Origin of the sequence: Micromonospora sp. AB353 (assembly GCF_049538395.1) — a bacterium.
GTDB classification, from domain to species: domain Bacteria; phylum Actinomycetota; class Actinomycetes; order Mycobacteriales; family Micromonosporaceae; genus Micromonospora; species Micromonospora aurantiaca.
The window spans coordinates 72,948-92,314 of the sequence record NZ_JBMVFV010000013.1 but is presented as its reverse complement, the minus strand read 5'-3'; the positions used below and the strand labels follow the sequence as shown (position 1 = coordinate 92,314).

Below are 19,367 nucleotides of genomic sequence, written 5' to 3'. Positions count from 1 at the left end.
CGTAGCCCACGAGCACCGCGGTGCGTTCCTCGGCGGGCTCGTCGGCGGCCGGTTCGTCGCCGGTCGACGGTTCGTCGGCGGACGGCGTCGCCGGGCCGTCACCCGGCACCCGGATCGCGATGATCGGCGCGCCGACCTCGACTGTCTGCCCCTCCTCGGCGAGCAGGCGGTCCACCACACCGGCGTACGGGCTGGGCAGCTCGACCACGGCCTTGGCGGTCTCGATGTCCACGATGACGTCGTTGAGGCCGACCGGATCGCCCGGTGCGACCCGCCAGGTGACGATCTCGGCCTCGGTGAGGCCCTCGCCGACGTCGGGCAGACGGAACTGCTGAACGCTCACGGGTACCTCTCCCTTCACGCGGCCAGGACGCGGTCGACGGCGTCGAGGATCCGGTCCAGGTCGGGCAGGTACTCCTCCTCGACCTTGGCCGGCGGGTACGGCAGGTTGAAGCCGCCGACCCGCTCGACCGGCGCCTCCAGCGAGTAGAAGCACCGGCTCGTCACCTGCGCGACGACCTCGGCGCCGAACCCGGCGAACGTGGGGGCCTCGTGGACCACCACCGCCCGGCCGGTGCGGCGCACCGACTCCTCGATGGTGGCCACGTCCAGCGGGGAGATGGACCGCAGGTCGATCACCTCGATGTCGCGCCCCTCCCGTGCCGCAGCCTCGGCGGCGGCGACGCAGGTGGCGACCGTGCCGCCGTACGTCAGCACCGTCACGTCGGTGCCCGGCCGCGCGGTCCGGGCGCGGTCCAGCGGCAGCGGCGGCCCGGCGGGGGTCACCTCGCCCTTGACCCAGTAGCGGCGCTTCGGCTCGTAGAAGATGACCGGGTCGTCACCGGCGACGGCCTGGCGGATCATCCAGTGCGCGTCGTCCGGGCTGGCGCAGTAGACGACCCGCAACCCGGCGGTGTGCGCGAAGTACGCCTCGTTGGACTCGCTGTGGTGCTCCACCGCGCCGATTCCGCCGCCCACCGGGATCCGCACCACCACCGGCAGGGCGGTACGGCCGCCGGTGCGGGCCCGCATCTTGGCGAGCTGGGACACGATCTGGTTGAACGCCGGGTAGACGAAGCCGTCGAACTGGATCTCGCAGACCGGGCGGTAGCCGCGTAGCGCCAGCCCGATGGCGGTGCCGACGATCCCGGACTCGGCGAGCGTGGTGTCCACCACCCGGGCCTCGCCGAAGTCCTTCTGGAGACCGTCGGTGACCCGGAAGACGCCGCCGAGCCGGCCGACGTCCTCGCCCATCAGGAGGACCTTTTCGTCGTCCTCCATGGCGCGGCGCAGGCCTGAGTTCAGTGCCTGAGAGAGGGTGAGCATGAACGGGTTCTCCGATCGCAGGCGGGCGTCAGTCGAGGAAGGAGGCGCGGTAGGCGACGAACGCGTCGCGCTCCTCCCGCAGGAGCGGGGGCACGTCGGCCAGCACCGTGGCGAAGGCGTCCGCGAGGTCCGGCGCCTCCAGCGCCAGGCACTCCCGGCGGGTACGGTCGGCGAGCTCGTCCGCCTCGGCCTGGATCCCGTCGAGGAACGCCTCGTCGCTCCAGCCCTCGGCGCGCATCAGCGCCTCGACCCGGGCCAGCGGATCCCGTGCCCGCCAGGCCGCCAGCTCGTCGTCGGTGCGGTACCGGGTCGGGTCGTCCGACGTGCTGTGCCCACCCATCCGGTACGTGGTGGCCTCGACGATCGCCGGGCCGCCGCCTGCGCGGGCGTGCGCGGTCACGGCGGACGTCACCGCGTACACCGCCAGCACGTCGTTGCCGTCGACCCACTCGCTGCGCAGGCCGAACCCGGCGCCGCGACGGTGGATCGGGGTACGCGTCTGCGACGCCGTCGGGGTCGAGATGGCCCACTGGTTGTTCTGGCAGAAGAAGACCATCGGGGCGGCGTTGACGGCGGCGATGTTCATCGCCTCGCTCGCGTCGCCCTCACTGGCCGCGCCGTCACCGAAGTACGTCACGACCACCGTGTCGCTGCCGTCGCGCTGCACCCCGAGGGCGTACCCGGTGGCGTGCAGCAGCTGGGCGGCCAGGACCAGCGTGTAGATGTGGAACGCGTACGGCTCCGGATCCCAGCCGCTGTGCGCGACGCCGCGCCACTGGCGCAGCAGGTCGGCCGGGCCGATGCCGCGCCACAGGGCCGCGGCGTGCTCCCGGTAGCTCGGGAAGACGTAGTCGTCGGCGCGTACCGCCGCGACCGAGCCGACCTGGGCGGCCTCCTGGCCGCGGCACTGCAGCCACAGGCCCAGCTCGCCCTGGCGCTGCAACGCGAACGCCTCGTCGTCGAGGCGGCGGGCGAGCCGCATCCCCCGGTACAGGTCACGGGTGAGGCGGCCGAGGGCGTCACGGTCGGCGTCGACGTCCGGGTGCAGGCGCCCGTCCGGGGTGACGAGCTGGGTCCAGCCCTCTGAGGTACGCGGAAGGCCGGTGGTGCCGGCGAAGGGGTTGGTTACCGGTGGGTCGGCGAGATCTACGGTAGTCATTCGTCACCTTCTGGGTGCGTCGGTCTCCGCGTCACCGGGGTCGCCGGCCGTCTCGCGGATCTCGGATACGGGACCGCCCGCCGGGGTGGACCCGGCGGGCGGTGGTGGGCATTGCCTCAGACCGTGTGGCGGTCGGCGAGTGTCAGCGCCTCGTCCAGGATCGCCAGGCCCGCCTTGGCCTCCGTCTCCGACACGGTGCACGGCGGCACCACGTGGATCCGGTTGAAGTTCGCGAACGCGACCAGGCCGCCGCGCTTGCACGCGGCCAGCACCTCGTTCATCTCCGGCGACGACGATCCGTACGGCGCCAGTGGCTCCTTCGTCTCGCGGTCGCGTACCAGTTCCAGCGCCCAGAACACGCCGAGCCCGCGGACGTCACCGACGCTCGGGTGCCGGTCGGCGAGTTCGCGCAGTCCCGGGCCCAGCACGTCGGCGCCGATCGTGGCGGCGTTCTCGACGATCCGCTCGTCCCGCATCACGTTGATGGTCGCGACGGCGGCGGCGGTGGCCAGCGGGTGACCGGAGTAGGTCAGGCCGCCGGGGTAGGCGCGGGTGGCGAACGTCTCGGCGACGTGGTCGGCGATCACCACACCGCCGAGCGGGACATAACCCGAGTTCACGCCCTTGGCGAAGGTGATCAGGTCGGGCGTCACGCCGTAGTGGTCCAGCGCGAACCAGGCGCCGGTACGCCCGAAGCCCGCCATCACCTCGTCGGCGATGTAGAGGATGCCGTGCCTGTCGCACAGCTCCCGTACGCCCGCCAGGAAGCCCGGCGGCGGCGGCATGATGCCGGCGGTGCCCGGCACCGTCTCCAGCACGATCGCGGCGATGGTGGACGGGCCCTCCATCTCCACGACGCGTTCGAGATGGCGCAGCGCGAGCGCGCACTCCTCCTCCTCGGTGGTGGCGCCGAACTCCGACCGGTACAGGAACGGGCCGAAGAAGTGCACCACCCCGGCGGTGCCGTTGTCGCTGGGCCAGCGGCGCGGGTCGCCGGTGAGGTTCACCGCCGTCTGGGTGCCGCCGTGGTAGCTGCGGTACTGCGACAGCACCTTCGGCCGGCCGGTGTGCAGCCGGGCCATCCGGACGGCGTGCTCGATCGCGTCCGCGCCGCCGTTGGTGAAGAACACCTTGTCGAGCCCCGCCGGGGTCAGTTCGGTGATCAGCCGGGCCGCCTCGCCGCGAACGTCGTTGGCGTACGACGGCGCGATCGTGCACAGACGGGCCGCCTGTTCCTGGATCGCCGCGACCACCACCGGGTGCTGGTGGCCGATGTTGGTGTTGACGAGCTGCGACGAGAAGTCCAGGTAGCGATTCCCGTCGCCGTCCCAGAAGTACGAGCCCTCGGCCCGCTCGACCACCATCGGGTCGAGCAGCGACTGGGCGGACCAGGAGTGGAAGACGTGCGCGCGGTCGAGCTCGTAGGTGCGTGCGCTGGTGCTCATCGGCGTTCTCTCTCCGCTGCTCAGACGTTCTCGGGGAAGCCGAGGTTGATGCCGCCGTGGCTGGGGTCGAGCCACCGGGAGGTGACGACCTTGCCGCGGGTGAAGAAGTGCACGCCCTCGGCGCCGTGGGCGTGCGAGTCGCCGAAGAGGCTGTCCTTCCAGCCGCCGAAGGAGTAGTAGGCCATCGGCACCGGAATCGGCACGTTGACGCCGACCATGCCGACCTCGACCTCGTTCTGGAAGCGGCGGGCCGCGCCGCCGTCGTTGGTGAAGATCGCCGTGCCGTTGCCGTACCGGTTGGCGTTCACCAGCGCGAGCGCCTCGTCGTAGCTGCCGACGCGCACCACCGACAGCACCGGCCCGAAGATCTCGTCGGTGTAGACGCTCATCTCCGGCGACACCCGGTCCAGCAGGCTCGGCCCGAGCCAGAACCCGGACTCGTCGCCGTCGACACGTACCTCGCGGCCGTCCACCACCAGCTCGGCACCGGCCTCGGCACCCGCGTCGAGGTACGACGCGACGCGGTCGCGGTGCTCCTTGGTGACCAGCGGACCCATGTCGCAGGAGCGCCGCCCGTCGCCGACCTTCAGCGTGGCGATGCGCTCCCGGATCCGGGCCACCAGGTCGTCGGCGACGGGCTCGACGACCACCAGAGCCGAGATGGCCATGCACCGCTCGCCGGCCGAACCGAACCCGGCGTTCACCGCCGCGTCGGCGGCCAGGTCGAGGTCGGCGTCCGGCAGCACCACCATGTGGTTCTTGGCGCCGCCGAGGGCCTGGACGCGCTTGCCGTTGCGGGTGCCGGTCTCGTACACGTACCGGGCGATCGGCGTGGAGCCGACGAACGACACCGCCTTGACCTCGGGGTGCTCCAGCAGCCGGTCCACCGCGACCTTGTCGCCGTGCACGACGTTGAACACGCCCGCGGGCAGGCCCGCCTGCTCCCAGAGCCGGGCCACGAGCAGCGACGCGGACGGGTCCTTCTCGCTGGGCTTGAGCACGACGGCGTTGCCGGCCGCGATGGCGATGGGCACGAACCACATCGGGACCATCACCGGGAAGTTGAACGGCGAGATGACGGCGCAGACGCCGACCGGCTGCCGGATCGAGTAGACGTCCACGTTCGTGGACACGCCCTCGGAGTAGCCGCCCTTGAGCAGGTGCGGGATGCCGCAGGCGAACTCGACGACCTCCAGGCCGCGGGTGACCTCACCGAGGGCGTCCGAGACGACCTTGCCGTGCTCGGCCGTGATCAGCTCGGCCAGCTCCTGCTTGTGCTGGTTGACCAGCTCCCGGAACGCGAACAGCACCTGGGTGCGCTTGGTCAGCGACGAGTTCCGCCAGGAGGCGAACGCGGCGGCGGCCGAGGCGACGGCCTGGTCCACCTCGTCGACCGAGGCCAGCGGCACCTCCGTCCGGACCGCGCCCAGCGCCGGATCGTAGACTGGGGCCGTACGCTCGGTGACTCCGGCGAACGGCTTGCCGTCGATCCAGTGGGTCACCCGCTCCAGCGGGACGGGAGCGGGCGCGGTGCCGGGTGCTGTCTGGGTCATGCCCGGGATCATCTGCGCTTCCCCAGGTCCGGGCAATGGGCACTGTGTCGTTCCCGTCCGCGGGAAGCGCACATACTGTGCGCCGGAGGGAAGGGGGAGGCGCTCCGATGCCGATGACGGTCCGTGACGTGCTGGAACTGCCGGCTCTGCAGCAGGCCGGGCCGCGCGTCCTGGCGGGCCGGGACCGGCTGGACGCCCCGGTGCGCTGGGTGCACGTCGCCGAGATCCCCGAGATCGCCGACCTGCTCCGCGGTGGCGAGCTGGTCCTGACCACCGGCATCGGCCTGCCCCCCGACGACGACGGCCTGCGCCGGTGGATCGACGGCCTGGCTGCCGTCGGCGTGGCGGGCGTGGTGGTCGAGCTGGGCCGCCGGTTCGGCGGCACACTGCCGGCCGGGCTGGTCGAGCACGCCCGTAGCCGGAACCTGCCCCTGATCGCGCTGCGGCGCGAGATGCGGTTCGTCGCCGTCACCGAGGTCGTCCACTCGGTGATCGTCGAGGAGCAGACGGCGGACCTGCTCGCGAAGGACGAGATCCACCGCATCTTCACCGAGCTGTCGGTGGAGGGCGCCGAGCCCCGGCAGGTGCTCCGCGAGGTCACCCGCCTGTCCCGGCGGCCCGCGGTGCTGGAGAACCTCGCCCACCAGGTGCTGGCGTACGAGACCGGTCCGCTGACGGCCGAGGAGTTGCTCGACCGCTGGGAGACCCGCTCGCGCGCCGTCGAGGTCCCGTCCGGCACCGGCTACGAGCCGCGCTCGGGCTGGCTGGTGACGAGCGTCGAGGCGCGCGGCAACCGGTGGGGGCGGCTCGTGCTGCTGTGCGACCAGGAACCACCGGCCCGGACCCGGGTGCTGCTGGAACGCGCCGCATCCACCATCGCGCTGAACCAGCTCGTCGCCCGGGACTCGTCGTCGGTCGAGCGGCAGGCGCGCAGCAGCCTGCTGCTGAGCCTCGTCACCCACTCGGCGCCCACCCGGGACGTGGCGCTGCGGGCGCGCGGGCTCGGTGTCGTCCTGGAGCAGCGACTGCTGCTCGGCGTCGTGGTCCGGCGGCGCCGGCCCGCTCCGGGCGCCGGCGCCGACGGGACCGCGAACCGGCGGGCTCTGCTCGACGCGGTGGAGACGGCGGTACGCGAGTGCGGCCTCGCCGCGCTCGCCGGCGACGTGGACGAGGCGGCCGGCGGCACCGGCGTCACCCTCCTCGTCGCGCTCGACGAGACCGGCTCCGACGAGGCGGCGCTGGGCGGCCTGTCCGCCGCGCTCACCCGGGCGGGCCACCGGGCCGGCGCGGACGTGGTGGTCGCCGCCGGGTCGGTGGTCCGGACGCTCGACCTGGCCCGGCGCTCACTGGTCGAGGCGGCGCAGGTGGCCGACGCGACAGTGCACACCGCCGAGCCGCGCCCGTTCTACCGGCTGCACGACGTCCGTCTCCGGGGTCTGCTGTACCTGCTGCGCGACGACGTGCGCCTCCAGACGTTCGTCGAACGCGAGCTGGGCCCGCTGCTCTCCTACGACCAGCGCCACGGCACGAACCACGTCGCGCTGCTGGAGACGTACCTGGTGGAGGGGCGCAACAAGCGGCGCGCGGCGGACGCGATGTCGCTGTCGCGGTCGGCGCTCTACCAGCGGCTGGAGTTGATCGAGCGGGTGCTCGGCGTCGACCTGGACTCCAGCGAGCGGCGCCTGTCGCTGCACGTGGCGCTCACCGCCCGGGACGTCATGCGCGCCGGCGGCCCGGAGCCCACCGGCTGACCCGTCACCTGTGGGTGCCGCGGCCCGACCGCAGGCGCCGGACGCCGTCGCGGGCCGGCGCGGTGTGCACGCTGACACTGACCACGGGTACGGCGTTCGCGACGCTCTTGCGGACCGTCTCCATCGGCGCCGTGCCGGGGGTGCACTCGACGATCATCACCGCGGACCGGTCGGGGCACTGCACGTACTGGACGTGTGACACGGCGACCCGGCGGGAGTGCAGCACGGACAGCACCTTGAGCAGGCCGGTCGTGGAGTGACCGACGCCGAGGTGGATCACCATCGTGCTCGGCGTGCCGTGCTCGGCGGCGGGCCCGTCGTGCGGGCGGCCGGGGGCGGGCCGGGGATGGTCGACGGTGGCGGGGGTGGATGCGGACACGCTCACGGGGGCCTCACTAGGACGAGCCGACAGGATCGCTTGGCCGGCGGCGCACGCGGAGGCGTACGCCGCCTAGGTAATCAGCCGGGTCGCGATTCGATTGCCCACGGCGGGAGTGTGGCACGGGAACCCGGCGGCCGGGAGGCTGCGCCGGGCAGTCGTCCGCCACGTGAGACAGCGCCCTGACCTGCGGATCGACGGTGATCGGTCGTCCCGGCGGGGCCGGTCGCCGGGTTACCGGCCGGTACGCGAGCCCTTAAGGATCGTTCAGGATCTCGCTCTACACTCGGACTCGGGACGACGACTTGAGAAGGAGCTCCGCGCATGGACGCTGACGAGATCGCCGCCGGTCGGGCCCGCTGGCAGGCCCGCTACGACGCCGCCCGCAAGCGCGACGCGGACTTCACCACGCTGTCCGGAATGCCGGTCGAGCCGGTGTACGGCCCGCCGGAGGACACCCCGTACCCCGGGTTCGAGCGGATCGGCTGGCCGGGCGAGTTCCCGTACACCAGGGGTCTGTATCCGACCGGCTACCGCGGGCGGACCTGGACCATCAGGCAGTTCGCCGGCTTCGGCAACGCCCGGCAGACCAACGAGCGCTACAAAATGATCCTCGGCGCGGGCGGCGGCGGTCTCTCCGTGGCCTTCGACATGCCGACGCTGATGGGCCGTGACTCGGACGACCCGCAGTCCCTCGGCGAGGTCGGCCACTGTGGCGTCGCGATCGACTCGGCGTCCGACATGGAGGTGCTGTTCGACGGCATCGACCTGGCCGGCGTGACCACCTCGATGACCATCTCCGGTCCGGCCGTGCCGGTCTTCTGCATGTACCTGGTCGCCGCCGAGCGGCAGGGCGCCGACCTGTCCACGCTGGACGGGACACTCCAGACGGACATCTTCAAGGAGTACATCGCGCAGAAGGAGTGGCTGTTCGACCCCGAGCCGCACCTGCGTCTCATCGGCGACCTGATGGAGTACTGCGCCCGGGAGATCCCGCGGTACAAGCCGCTGTCCGTCTCCGGCTACCACATCCGCGAGGCAGGCTCGACCGCCGCGCAGGAGCTGGCGTACACGCTGGCCGACGGATTCGGGTACGTCGAGCTGGGCCTGTCGCGCGGCCTGGACGTGAACACGTTCGCCCCCGGCCTGAGCTTCTTCTTCGACTCGCATGTGGACTTCTTCGAGGAGATCGCCAAGTTCCGCGCCGCCCGCCGGATCTGGGCCCGCTGGTTGCGCGACGTGTACGGCGCCACCAGCGAGAAGGCGCAGTGGCTGCGGTTCCACACGCAGACCGCCGGGGTGTCGCTGACCGCGCAGCAGCCGGTGAACAACGTGGTGCGCACCGCCGTGGAGGCCCTGGCCGCAGTGCTCGGCGGCACCAACTCGCTGCACACCAACGCCCTCGACGAGACGCTCGCCCTGCCCACCGACGAGTCGGCCGAGATCGCCCTGCGGACCCAGCAGGTGCTGATGGAGGAGACCGGCGTGACGAACGTGGCCGACCCGCTCGGCGGCTCCTGGTACGTCGAGGCGCTCACCGACCGGATCGAGGCCGAGGCGGAGGAGATCTTCGCCCGGATCAAGCAGCTCGGCGGCGAGGGCCCGCACACCATCGGCCCGATGACCTCCGGCATCCTGCGCGGCATCGAGGACGGCTGGTTCACCGGGCACATCGCCGAGTCGGCGTTCGTCTACCAGCAGGCGCTGGAGAAGGGCGACAAGCGGATCGTCGGCGTCAACTGCCACACCGGCACCGTCGCCAAGGACCTGGAGATCCTGCGCATCTCGCACGAGGTGGAGCTGGAGCAGCGCCGGGTGCTCACCGAGCGCAAGTCGGCCCGCGACGACGCCGCCGTCACCGCCGCCGTGGCGCGGATGGTCGAGGTGGCACGGACCGGCGAGAACATGATCCCCGCCATGCTCGACGCGGTCCGCGCCGAGGCCACCCTCGGCGAGATCTGCGACGCGCTGCGCGCCGAGTGGGGCGTCTACCGCGAACCCGCCCGCTTCTGACCCCCCCCTCTGCAAGGAAGGGCCCCTTCTTAACACGCCGTGGTTAAGAAGGGGCCCTTCCTCTACCGCAGGCGTTAACAGGGGGCCCTTCCTTCACTGGCTGAGCAGGTGGGAGAGTGGTGACTGTCGCCGTCGCGGCTGGTCGGAGATCCGTCGCGTACGTGCGAGACTAGACAACCATGAGCGACCCACGGATCACCTCGTCGATCTTCACCCGCGGCGCGGTCGACCTCAGCGCGCTGCGCACCCCCGCACCTGCCGACACCTCCTCCGCCACACCGTCCCAGGGCGCTGGGCCGACCGGGCTGCCGGGCAGCCCCGCCGGCTCCGCCGCCGTGATCGACGTGACCGAGGCGAACATCCAGTCCGAGGTGCTCGAACGCTCGCTCACCACACCGGTAGTGGTCTTCTTCGGTGCCGCCGGCTACCCGGAGAGCGACCAGTTCGCCCCGGTGCTGGAGCGGCTGGCCGCCGAGGGCGGCGGAGCGTGGCTGCTGGCCCGGGTCGACGTGCAGCAGCAGCCGCGGCTCGCGCAGATGTTCCAGCTCCAGACGCTGCCCACCACGTACGCCATCGTCGGCGGCCGCCCGATCGACGCCTTCCCCGGCCCGGTCCCCGAGTCGCAGTTGCGACAGTGGCTCCAGGCCGTGCTCAAGGCCGGTGGCGTCACCGTCGCCGAACCGGAGGATCCGCGCCTCGACGCCGCCGACGACGCGCTGATGAGCGGTGACCTCGACGCGGCCGAGGCGGCGTACCGGAAGATCCTCGCCGAGACCCCGGCCGACGCGGCGGCGGAGGCGGGCCTGGCGCAGGTCGGGCTGGCCCGCCGGGTGGCCGGCGCCGACCCGCAGGGCGCGCTGGACGCCGCAGCGGCCGCCCCGGACGACGTGGACGCCCAGCTGCTGGCCGCCGACATCGAGGTGCTCAGCGGCCTCGCCGACGAGGCGTACAAGCGGCTGGTCGGCCTGGTCCGGCGCACCGCCGGCGACGACCGGGACCGGGTACGCCAGCACCTGCTCGGCCTGTTCACCATCGCCGGCCCGGACGACCCCGCCGTGGCCTCCGCCCGACGCGCCCTGGCCAGCGCGCTGTTCTGAGTCAACCCGCGCGGGCCGGCGCACCGCCGGCCCGCCCGACCGCCGAGGACGGGAGCCCATGATGCGCCGGATCGCCGTCCTCGACGCGCCGACGAACCTCGGACTGCGCCCGCCCACCGCGAGCTCCGTCCCCGGGTGCGGCAAGGCGCCGGGTGCGCTGCGCGACCACGGCCTGCTCGCGCGGCTGCGGGCCCGCGACGCCGGCTGCCTCACCCCGCCCCGGTACGACCCGGGCGACTGGCGGCCCGGTGACGGCGTCTGCCACGCACCGGAGATCTCCGCGTACTCGGTGGCGCTCGCCGACCGGATCGGCGCGATCATCGACCGGGGCGAGTTCCCGCTGGTGCTCGGCGGCGACTGCTCGGTGCTGCTCGGCTCGGCGCTGGCCATGCACCGCCTCGGCGAGGCGGTCGGCGGGCGGATCGGGCTGGTCTTCGTCGACGGCCACTCCGACTTCCGGCACCCCGGCAACGCCTCGTACGTCGGCGCCGCCGCCGGGGAGGATCTCGCCCTGGTCACCGGCCGGGGGCAGCCCGACCTGGCCGCGATCGAGGGCCGCCGGCCGTACTTCCGGGACATCGACGTGGTGGTACTCGGCATCCGGGCACAGGACGAGTACCGGCTCGACCTCCAGGCCGCCGGCATCACCACCCGGCCGGTGCCGGCGCTGCGCGCCGAGGGCGCCGCCCGGACCGCCCAGTGGGCGCACGAGCAGCTCGTCGACTGCGCCGGCTACTGGGTGCACATCGACGTGGACGTGCTCGATCCGGCGGTGATGCCCGCCGTGGACGCGCCCGACCCGGGCGGCATCGCCTTCGCCGAGCTGGAGATCCTGCTCGCCGGGCTGGTCGACACCCCGCACTGCCTCGGCGTCGAGCTGACCGTGTTCGACCCCGACTACGACCCGGACGGGGCGTACGCGGCCGAGATCGTGAACACGGTGGTGGCCGGGCTCGCCCCTGTGGTCGCGCCGGGTGCCGTGCCGCCCCGGCTGCTGCCGGCCGGACCCGTCGCCCCGGCGCCCCGCGCCGCCGACAGCCGGCCGGAGCCCGAGCCGCTGCCCGCCCCGGCGGCCGTACCGGCGCCCGCGGTCGCGGTGGAACCGATCGGGCCCGACCCGACCGCCGACGACGACCTCGGTGACGACCCGCTCGGGCCCGGCCTGCTGCGCCGCGCCTCCGCCGGAGACGAGCCGGACCCGGCCCGCTCCGGCATCGACATCGCCTGACCGGTACGCCTCAGCTCGCGGCGCACGGCGGTGCGGAACCCGCTCAGCTCGCGGCCAGGCCGCGCAGGAACTTCTCGACGATCGGCGCCGCCACCTTCGAGCCCGCCCCGCCCTGCTCGACGAAGACGGCGAAGGCCACGTCTCCCTGCCAGCCCACGAACCAGGCGTGCGTGTGCGCCGGGTTGTTGTCGTACTCCGCGGTGCCGGTCTTGCCGTGCACCGGCTCGCCCGGCACGTCCGCCAGCGCGCTGCCGCTGCCCGCGGTGACCACCCCGCGCATCATCGACTTCAGCGCCGTCACCGACTCCGGCTTGAGCGCCTCCCCGGCCGGTGCGGGCTTGGCCGGCGCCGGGTCGAGCAGCAGCTTGGGCTGCTCGAACCTGCCCCGGGCCACTGCTGCCGTGGCGCTCGCCATCGCCAGCGGGCTCACCAGCGTGGTGCCCTGACCGATCGCGGCGGCGGCCTGCTCGGTGGCCGAGCCGTTTGCGGAGATCTTGCCGGTGAACGCGTCGGTGCCCAGATCCCACGCGGCCTCCAGGCCGAGCGTACGGCCGGCCTGCGCCAGCCCGTCCGGGCCGAGCTTCGGCGCCAGCGCGGTGAACGCGGTGTTGCACGACTTGGCGAAGTCGGTGGCGAACGGCACCGCGCCCAGCTCGAAGTCGTCCGAGTTCTTGAAGATCCGGCCCTCGACGGTCGCCGTCTTCGGGCAGTTCACAGTCGTCTGCGGGGTCACCGCGCCCCGGTCGAGCAGGCCGAGCGCGCTGACCACCTTGAACGTCGAGCCGGGCGGCACCTGGGCGGTGAAGGCGAGGTTCTCGCCCGCCGCACCCGGGCCGTTCGCGGCGGCCAGCACCGCGCCGTCGCTGATCCGCACGGCGACCAGGGCGGACCGGCGGGTCTGCCCGCGCAACGCGGCGTCGGCGGCGTTCTGGGTGGCCGCGTCGATCGTCGTCTTCACCGGCTGACCGGGCTTCGGGTCGGCGCGGTACAGCTCCGTGCCGGTCGGCTCGACCTTGCCGTCCGGGGTGGTCCGCTCGGTGATGACGGTGACGCCGGGGACGCCGCGCAGGCGCTCGTCGTACCGGCCCTGGAGCCCGCCGTGGCCGACCAGGTCACCGCGCGCGTACCGCTCGGGGTGGGCCTGGAGGTCGTCGGCGGTGGCCTGGTCGACCGAGCCGAGCAGGGCCCGGGCGAACTCGCGGGTCGGTGCCAGCATGAGCTGCTCCGAGACGAACCGGGTGCCGGGCAGGTCGTAGATGCGCGGCTTGATCTGCCGGTACGCCTCGTCGCGCAACGTCACGACCTCGACCAGGCCGTCCGCTTTGGCCTCCTTGAGCCGCTTGGGCAGGTCGCCCAGGTCGACCGGCGGGGTGAGCGCGGGCCGGATCGCCTTGAACGCGGCGTCCAGCTTCTTGACCATGCCGGGGACGTCGTCGATCTCGCCGGGGACGAGCTGCACCCGGACCACCGGGCGCGGCGCGACGATCGGCTGACCGGCCGCGTCGAGCACACCGGCGCGCTGCGCCGGCTCCCGCCGAAGCGCGATCCTGTCGCCGCTCTCCAGCTTCTCGTGCACCACCGACGGCTCCCAGATCACCTGCCACTGCTCGTCGCCGCCGCGCTTGAGGCGTACCGGATTCTCGTAGGCCCAGGTGCCACCGCCGGGCAGCGCCCAGCTCACCTTGACCCGGGCGGTGGCGACGTCGCCCTTGGTGGTGATGTCGCCGGTACGCGCCAGCTCCGGCGGGTCGGCCGCGAGCGCGCCGGCGAGCGCCTGGATCTGCTTGGTCACGTCGCCGGCGGGCACCCGCCCGCCGGCCGGCTGGACGAAGCCGACCGCCTGCAGGTCGCCGGAGCGCCAGCCGCCGAGGAACGCCTCGACGGCCGCCTCCGGGCCGTCGTCCCCGGAGCATCCGGTCAGCGCACCGGCCGTGACCAGGACTGCGGCCAGGGCCGCGAGGGCACGGTGACGGGTGTGGCGGCGGGGGCGGACGGGGTACGACACGGGCATGAAGCGGTCCCTCCGGTGCTCAACTGCCCTGCACGCTAGTACGACCCGGCGTTCGCCACCGCCCCGCCACGGCCTCCGGCAGCGCGAGAAGCAGCGTGTGGCAGTGTGATGAACATCGCCAGTCGGGGTACTCCGCGAGCGGCCGACCTCGGCCCCGCAACGGGTGAAAGGACAGAGTCCCGATCCGGACGTCCGGCCAGTGATCCGCCGCGGGAGGTACCGCGCGGTAGGGCCTAGGCTGGGCGGCAGAGTGACCCACAACGCGGTGGGTCGAGGGGAGTGGCACCGATGGACCGGCGTCCGGCGATCAAACCGGGACCCGACCTCCGGCAGGCTGACACCGGCCGGGACGACGACAGCTTCGATTCGGCGACCGACGGAGACGGTTTCAGCCGTCTCGACACAGGAGTGACCGGGATGACCGGTTCCAGCATCGACACCCTCTACGACCTGGGCCTGCCCGCGCAGGCGCTGGCCGACGAGTCGGAGGACGCCGAGCTGGACGAGCCCGTTCCCAACGCGGAGCGGCTGGTCGCCCAGGCGGTCGCGCTGGCCGGCGACGACCACGACGCGGCCACACTGGTGGACCGCTTCTGGCGGTTCGCGCCGGACGAGGAGCTGATCGGCTTCACCGCCGAGGAGATGCTGGAGGCGGCCCGGGCGCACCGGGACCTGGCTCAGCAGCGGGTGCCGGGCGAACTGAAGCTCCGCATCCACGAGCCGGACGCCGAGCAGCACCACACGGTGGTGGAGATCGTCACCGACGACATGCCGTTCCTCGTCGACTCGGTGACCGCCCTGCTGAACTCCCGCCACCTGGACGTGCACCTGCTGGTGCACCCGCTGGTCGTGGTGCGGCGCGAGCCGCTGGGCCGGCTCACCGAGGTGTCGGCGGACGTGGAGCCGGACGACGCCATCGCCGGTGACCTGGTCGAGAGCTGGATGCGGATCGAGATCGACCCGGTCCGCGACCCGGCCGAGCGGGAGACGCTGCGGCGCGAGTTGCAGCGGGTGCTCACCGACGTGCGCGAGGCGGTCGAGGACTGGCCGAAGATGCGGCAGCGGGCCCTCGCGCTCGCCGACGAGCTGGCCGCCGCCCGGACGTCGGACAACCGACCGCCGGTGCCGGAGAAGGACATCACCGACTCGGTGGAGCTGCTGCGCTGGCTGGCGCACGACCACTTCACGTTCCTCGGTTACCGGGAGTACCGCCTGGTCCACACCGACGGTGTGCGCGGCGGGCAGGCGCTGGAGGCGGTGCTCGGCACCGGGCTGGGCATCCTGCGTTCCGACTCGCCGGAGGCCCGGTCGCTGAACTCGATGACGCCCGAGGCGCACGAGAAGGTGCTGGAGAAGCGCCTGCTCATCATCACCAAGGCCAACTCGCGTGCCACTGTGCACCGCTCGGCGTACCTCGACTACATCGGCTTCAAGATCTTCAACGAGGCCGGCGAGGTGGTCGGGGAGCGGCGCTTCCTGGGCCTGTTCTCCACCGCCGCGTACCGGACCAGCGTGCAGGAGCTGCCCGTGGTCCGGCGCAAGGTCGCCGAGGTGCTCGACCGCTCGGGCCTGAGCCTGCGCAGCCACTCCGGCAAGGATCTGCTGCAGATCCTGGAGACCTACCCGCGCGACGAGCTGTTCCAGATCAAGACCGACGACCTGTACCACGCGGTGATCGGCGTGCTGCGGATGGCGGGTCGCCGGCAGCTGCGGGTGTTCCTGCGCCGCGACGCGTACGGGCGGTTCATCTCCTGCCTGATCTACCTGCCGCGGGACCGGTTCACCACGCAGAACCGGCTGCGCATGCAGGACATCCTGCTGCGCGAGCTGAACGGCGTCGGCGTCGACTACACCACGCGGGTGACCGAGTCGATGCTGGCCCGGGTGCACTTCATCGTGCGTACCGACCCGAACAACCCGCCCGGCGACATCGACGCCGACCTGCTCGCCGAGGAGCTGGCCGACGCGACCCGGCTGTGGGACGACGACTACCGGCTGGTGCTGGAACGCAAGCTCGGTGACGAGCAGGCCAAGCACCTGTTCGCCAGGTACGCCGACGCGTTCCCGGAGGGCTACAAGGACGGGCACACGCCGTACGAGGCGATGAAGGACCTGGCGAAGCTGGAGCTGCTGGAGGAGCCCGGCCAGCTGGAGATGCACCTGTTCCGCAAGCAGGCGCCGCCGCGTCCGTACGCCGCCCGCGCCGTCGACGCCGACGAGACGATGGACGTGCGGTTCAAGGTCTACCGGTACGGCGAGCCGATGATGCTCTCCGCCGTGCTGCCGGTGCTGCACTCGCTCGGTGTGAAGGTGGTCGACGAGCACCCGTACGAGGTGGAACGCGTCGACGGCCGGATCTGGCTCTACGACTTCGGTCTGGAGCTGCCCGAGCGGCACCAGGACCTGGCCGAGGTGCGCCCGCACGTGGAGAACGCCTTCGCCGCCGCCTGGCGGGGCGAGGCCGAGGTGGACGGCTTCAACGAGCTGGTGCTCCGGGCCGGGCTCACCTGGCGGCAGGTCGTCGTGCTGCGCGCGTACGCGAAGTACCTGCGCCAGGCCGGCACCGTGTTCTCCCAGGAGTACATGGAGCAGACGTTCATCGCGTACCCGCAGATCGCCGAACTGCTGGTGAAGCTGTTCGAGACCCGGTTCGCCCCGGGCGCCACCACGCTCGACGAGCGGCGGCAGCGCAGCGGCGAGCTGGTCGACGCGATCGGTGCGGCGCTGGACGAGGTGGCCAGCCTCGACCAGGACCGCATCCTGCGGTCGTACCTGACGTTGATCCAGGCCACGCTGCGCACCAGCTTCTACCAGAAGCCGGTGGGCGGGCGGCCCAAGGCGTACGTGGCGTTCAAGCTGGACCCGCAGGCCATCCCGGACCTGCCGGCGCCGCGGCCCAAGTTCGAGATCTTCGTCTACTCGCCCCGGTTCGAGGGCGTGCACCTGCGCTACGGGCCGGTGGCCCGCGGCGGCCTGCGCTGGTCCGACCGGCGCGAGGACTTCCGGACCGAGGTGCTCGGCCTGGTCAAGGCGCAGATGGTGAAGAACGCGGTGATCGTGCCGGTCGGCGCCAAGGGCGGCTTCGTGCTCAAGCAGAAGCCGGGCGACCGGGACGAGGCGGTGATCTGCTACAAGGAGTTCATCTCCGCGCTGCTCGACGTCACCGACAACATCGTCAGCGGCGAGATCGTGCCGCCCGACGACGTGGTCCGGCACGACGGCGACGACCCGTACATGGTCGTGGCCGCCGACAAGGGCACCGCGACGTTCTCCGACATCGCCAACGAGATCTCCGAGGCGCACAACTTCTGGCTGGGCGACGCGTTCGCCTCCGGCGGCTCGGCCGGCTACGACCACAAGAAGATGGGCATCACCGCCCGGGGCGCCTGGGAGTCGGTCAAGCGGCACTTCCGGGAGCTGGGCCACGACACCCAGACGCAGGACTTCACAGTTGTCGGCGTCGGCGACATGTCCGGCGACGTGTTCGGCAACGGGATGCTGCTGTCGAAGCACATCCGGCTGGTGGCCGCGTTCGACCACAGGCACATCTTCCTGGACCCGGATCCGGACTCGGCCCGGTCCTTCCAGGAGCGCAAGCGGCTGTTCGACATGCCGCGTTCGTCGTGGGAGGACTACGACCGCGAGCTGATCTCCGCCGGCGGCGGCGTCCACTCGCGTACGGCGAAGTCGGTGCCGATCTCGCCGCAGGTCCGCGCGGTGCTCGGCCTCGACGAGGACGTCACGCAGCTCAGCCCGCAGGAGCTGATGAAGGCGATCCTCACCGCGCCGGTCGACCTGTTCTGGAACGGCGGCATCGGCACCTACGTGAAGGCGTCCAGCCAGACCAACGCCGAGGTGGGGGACAAGTCCAACGACGCCATCCGGGTGGACGGCAAGGGCCTGCGCTGCCGGGTGGTCGGCGAGGGCGGCAACCTGGGCTTCACCCAGCAGGGCCGGATCGAGTACGCCTCGACCGGTGGCCGCATCTACACCGACTTCATCGACAACGCGGCCGGTGTGGACTGCTCCGACCACGAGGTCAACATCAAGATCCTGCTCAACACGGCGGTGGCCGACGGTGAGCTGGACCGGCCGGAACGCGACGAGCTGCTGGCCCAGATGACCGACGAGGTCGCCGAGCTGGTGCTGCGGGACAACTACGACCAGGCCCGGGCGCTCAACAACGCCCAGGCCCAGGCCGCCTCGCTGCTCCCGGTGCACCGGCGGATGATCAACGAGCTGGAGCGGTCCGGCGCGTTGAACCGGGCGCTGGAGGCGCTGCCCTCGGACGAGGAGCTGGCGGTCCGCACCGAGAGCGGCCTGACCGCGCCGGAGTTCGCGGTGCTGCTCGCGTACGTCAAGATCGTGCTGGAGCGCGAGATCGTCGGCGAGGGCCTGGCGGACGAGGAGTGGACGACCGAGGTCCTGGTCAACTACTTCCCGACGCCGCTGCGGCAGCGCTTCGCCGAGCGGATGGGCCGGCACCGCCTGCGCCGGGACATCGTCACCACGGTCCTGGTCAACGAGGCGATCAACCGGGGCGGCATCTCGTTCGTCTTCCGGGTGGTCGAGGAGACGGCGGCGTCCGCTGCCGACGTGCTCCGGGCGTACGTGGTGGTCCGTGAGGTGTTCGGCCTGCGCGACCTGTGGGACGCGGTCGAGGCGCTCGACAACAAGGTCTCGCCCGAGTTGCAGACCGCCGTCTACCTGGACACCCGGCGGTTGCTCGACCGCGCGGTGCGCTGGCTGGTCACCAACCGGCGCTCGCCGATCGACGTGCCGGCGGAGATCGCCCGGCTGCGCGACGGTGTGGCCCGGCTCCTGCCGGACCTGGAGAACCGGTTCTGGGGCACCGAGCGGGAGGCCATCGCGGCGCACATCGAGTCGCTGGTCGAGCGCGGGCTGCCGCGTGACCTGGCCGAGCAGGCGACCCGCCTGATGTACAGCTTCGGCCTGCTCGACATCGTCGAGACGGCGCAGGCGACCGGGCGGGACGTGAGCGAGGTGGCCTCGGTCTACTTCGTGCTCTCCGACCGGTTCCGGGTCGACGCGCTGCTGTCGAAGATCTCCCTGTTGCCCCGCGAGGACAGGTGGCAGACGCTGGCCCGGATGGCGCTGCGCTACGACCTGTACGCCGCGCTGGCCGCGCTCACCGCGGAGGTGCTCGGGTCCACGCCGGAGGACGTGCCGCCGGTGGAGCGGGTGCAGGAGTGGGAGCAGGCGAACGCCACCTCGATCCACCGGGCGCACCGGGCGATGGGGGAGTTCGACGAGTCCCGCGCCGACCTGTCCGCGCTGTCGGTGCTGCTGCGCCAGATCCGTACCCTGGTCCGGACCTCGGCGGCGGCCTGACGCTGACGCACGGGTGGCCCGGTGGTCGGTTCCCCGACCGCCGGGCCACTGCC

Annotated in this window: 12 protein-coding genes and 1 pseudogene; 6 read left to right on the top strand and 7 right to left on the bottom strand. The window is 72.4% G+C overall.

The features are described from left to right. The 5 genes from ACPCK6_RS09245 to ACPCK6_RS09225 all read right to left on the bottom strand — a co-directional run. The coding region (locus ACPCK6_RS09245; protein WP_423480856.1) for a biotin/lipoyl-containing protein at positions 1 to 343 on the bottom strand (343 nt) is incomplete at its 3' end. A gap of 14 nt (positions 344 to 357) precedes the next feature. Then, positions 358 to 1,326, bottom strand: a complete 969-nt coding sequence (locus ACPCK6_RS09240; RefSeq protein ID WP_423480855.1) for an alpha-ketoacid dehydrogenase subunit beta — start codon at positions 1,324 to 1,326, stop codon at positions 358 to 360. Between the two features lie 28 nt (positions 1,327 to 1,354). Then, positions 1,355 to 2,485, bottom strand: a complete 1,131-nt coding sequence (locus ACPCK6_RS09235; RefSeq protein WP_423480854.1) for a thiamine pyrophosphate-dependent dehydrogenase E1 component subunit alpha — start codon at positions 2,483 to 2,485, stop codon at positions 1,355 to 1,357. A 116-nt stretch (positions 2,486 to 2,601) separates the two neighbouring features. Next, a complete protein-coding gene (locus tag ACPCK6_RS09230; RefSeq protein ID WP_423480853.1) occupies positions 2,602 to 3,930 on the bottom strand; it encodes an aspartate aminotransferase family protein in 1,329 nt (442 codons plus the stop codon). A 20-nt stretch (positions 3,931 to 3,950) separates the two neighbouring features. Continuing rightward, on the bottom strand, positions 3,951 to 5,483 hold the full coding sequence (locus tag ACPCK6_RS09225) for a CoA-acylating methylmalonate-semialdehyde dehydrogenase (RefSeq protein ID WP_396881266.1): 1,533 nt from the start codon (positions 5,481 to 5,483) through the stop codon (positions 3,951 to 3,953). A gap of 107 nt (positions 5,484 to 5,590) precedes the next feature. Here ACPCK6_RS09225 and ACPCK6_RS09220 point away from each other — a divergent pair, with 107 nt between their 5' ends. After that, positions 5,591 to 7,234 (top strand): PucR family transcriptional regulator, encoded by a 1,644-nt coding sequence (locus ACPCK6_RS09220; protein WP_396881267.1) that lies wholly within the window; start codon positions 5,591 to 5,593, stop codon positions 7,232 to 7,234. Positions 7,235 to 7,238: 4 nt separating this feature from the next. Here the strand turns inward: ACPCK6_RS09220 and ACPCK6_RS09215 are convergent, their stop codons facing one another. Next, on the bottom strand, positions 7,239 to 7,619 hold the full coding sequence (locus tag ACPCK6_RS09215; RefSeq protein ID WP_423480852.1) for a hypothetical protein: 381 nt from the start codon (positions 7,617 to 7,619) through the stop codon (positions 7,239 to 7,241). Between the two features lie 318 nt (positions 7,620 to 7,937). Here ACPCK6_RS09215 and icmA point away from each other — a divergent pair, with 318 nt between their 5' ends. From icmA to ACPCK6_RS09195, 4 genes and pseudogenes are all read left to right on the top strand, one after another. Further along, positions 7,938 to 9,626, top strand: coding sequence for a coenzyme B12-dependent isobutyryl-CoA mutase large subunit (gene icmA, locus ACPCK6_RS09210; protein ID WP_262014053.1), 1,689 nt, complete (start codon positions 7,938 to 7,940; stop codon positions 9,624 to 9,626). A gap of 179 nt (positions 9,627 to 9,805) precedes the next feature. Beyond that, positions 9,806 to 10,723 (top strand): tetratricopeptide repeat protein, encoded by a 918-nt coding sequence (locus ACPCK6_RS09205; RefSeq protein WP_396881270.1) that lies wholly within the window; start codon positions 9,806 to 9,808, stop codon positions 10,721 to 10,723. A gap of 58 nt (positions 10,724 to 10,781) precedes the next feature. After that, positions 10,782 to 11,809 (top strand): annotated as a pseudogene (locus tag ACPCK6_RS09200) (arginase family protein); the annotation flags it as partial. A gap of 10 nt (positions 11,810 to 11,819) precedes the next feature. After that, complete coding sequence (locus tag ACPCK6_RS09195; protein WP_370584924.1) at positions 11,820 to 11,951, top strand: hypothetical protein; 132 nt, start codon at positions 11,820 to 11,822, stop codon at positions 11,949 to 11,951. Positions 11,952 to 11,994: 43 nt separating this feature from the next. Here the strand turns inward: ACPCK6_RS09195 and ACPCK6_RS09190 are convergent, their stop codons facing one another. Next, positions 11,995 to 13,962 carry a penicillin-binding transpeptidase domain-containing protein gene (locus ACPCK6_RS09190; RefSeq protein WP_423480851.1) on the bottom strand — a complete coding sequence of 656 codons (1,968 nt, stop codon included), beginning with the start codon at positions 13,960 to 13,962 and terminating at the stop codon, positions 11,995 to 11,997. Between the two features lie 288 nt (positions 13,963 to 14,250). On the opposite strand from ACPCK6_RS09190, the gene ACPCK6_RS09185 reads away from it, so the two are divergent. Then, entirely contained in the window at positions 14,251 to 19,314 is a 5,064-nt protein-coding gene (locus ACPCK6_RS09185) for an NAD-glutamate dehydrogenase (RefSeq protein ID WP_423480850.1), read from the top strand. Positions 19,315 to 19,367: the final 53 nt, after the last annotated feature.

Bases quoted from the DNA above. Each gene is read 5' to 3' on its own strand.
- ACPCK6_RS09240 (WP_423480855.1), bottom strand. From the start codon at position 1,326: ATGCTCACCCTCTCTCAGGCACTGAACTCAGGCCTGCGCCGCGCCATG.
- ACPCK6_RS09235 (WP_423480854.1), bottom strand. From the start codon at position 2,485: ATGACTACCGTAGATCTCGCCGACCCACCGGTAACCAACCCCTTCGCC.
- ACPCK6_RS09230 (WP_423480853.1), bottom strand. From the start codon at position 3,930: ATGAGCACCAGCGCACGCACCTACGAGCTCGACCGCGCGCACGTCTTC.
- ACPCK6_RS09225 (WP_396881266.1), bottom strand. From the start codon at position 5,483: ATGACCCAGACAGCACCCGGCACCGCGCCCGCTCCCGTCCCGCTGGAG.
- ACPCK6_RS09220 (WP_396881267.1), top strand. From the start codon at position 5,591: ATGCCGATGACGGTCCGTGACGTGCTGGAACTGCCGGCTCTGCAGCAG.
- icmA (WP_262014053.1), top strand. From the start codon at position 7,938: ATGGACGCTGACGAGATCGCCGCCGGTCGGGCCCGCTGGCAGGCCCGC.
- ACPCK6_RS09205 (WP_396881270.1), top strand. From the start codon at position 9,806: ATGAGCGACCCACGGATCACCTCGTCGATCTTCACCCGCGGCGCGGTC.
- ACPCK6_RS09190 (WP_423480851.1), bottom strand. From the start codon at position 13,962: ATGCCCGTGTCGTACCCCGTCCGCCCCCGCCGCCACACCCGTCACCGT.
- ACPCK6_RS09185 (WP_423480850.1), top strand. From the start codon at position 14,251: ATGGACCGGCGTCCGGCGATCAAACCGGGACCCGACCTCCGGCAGGCT.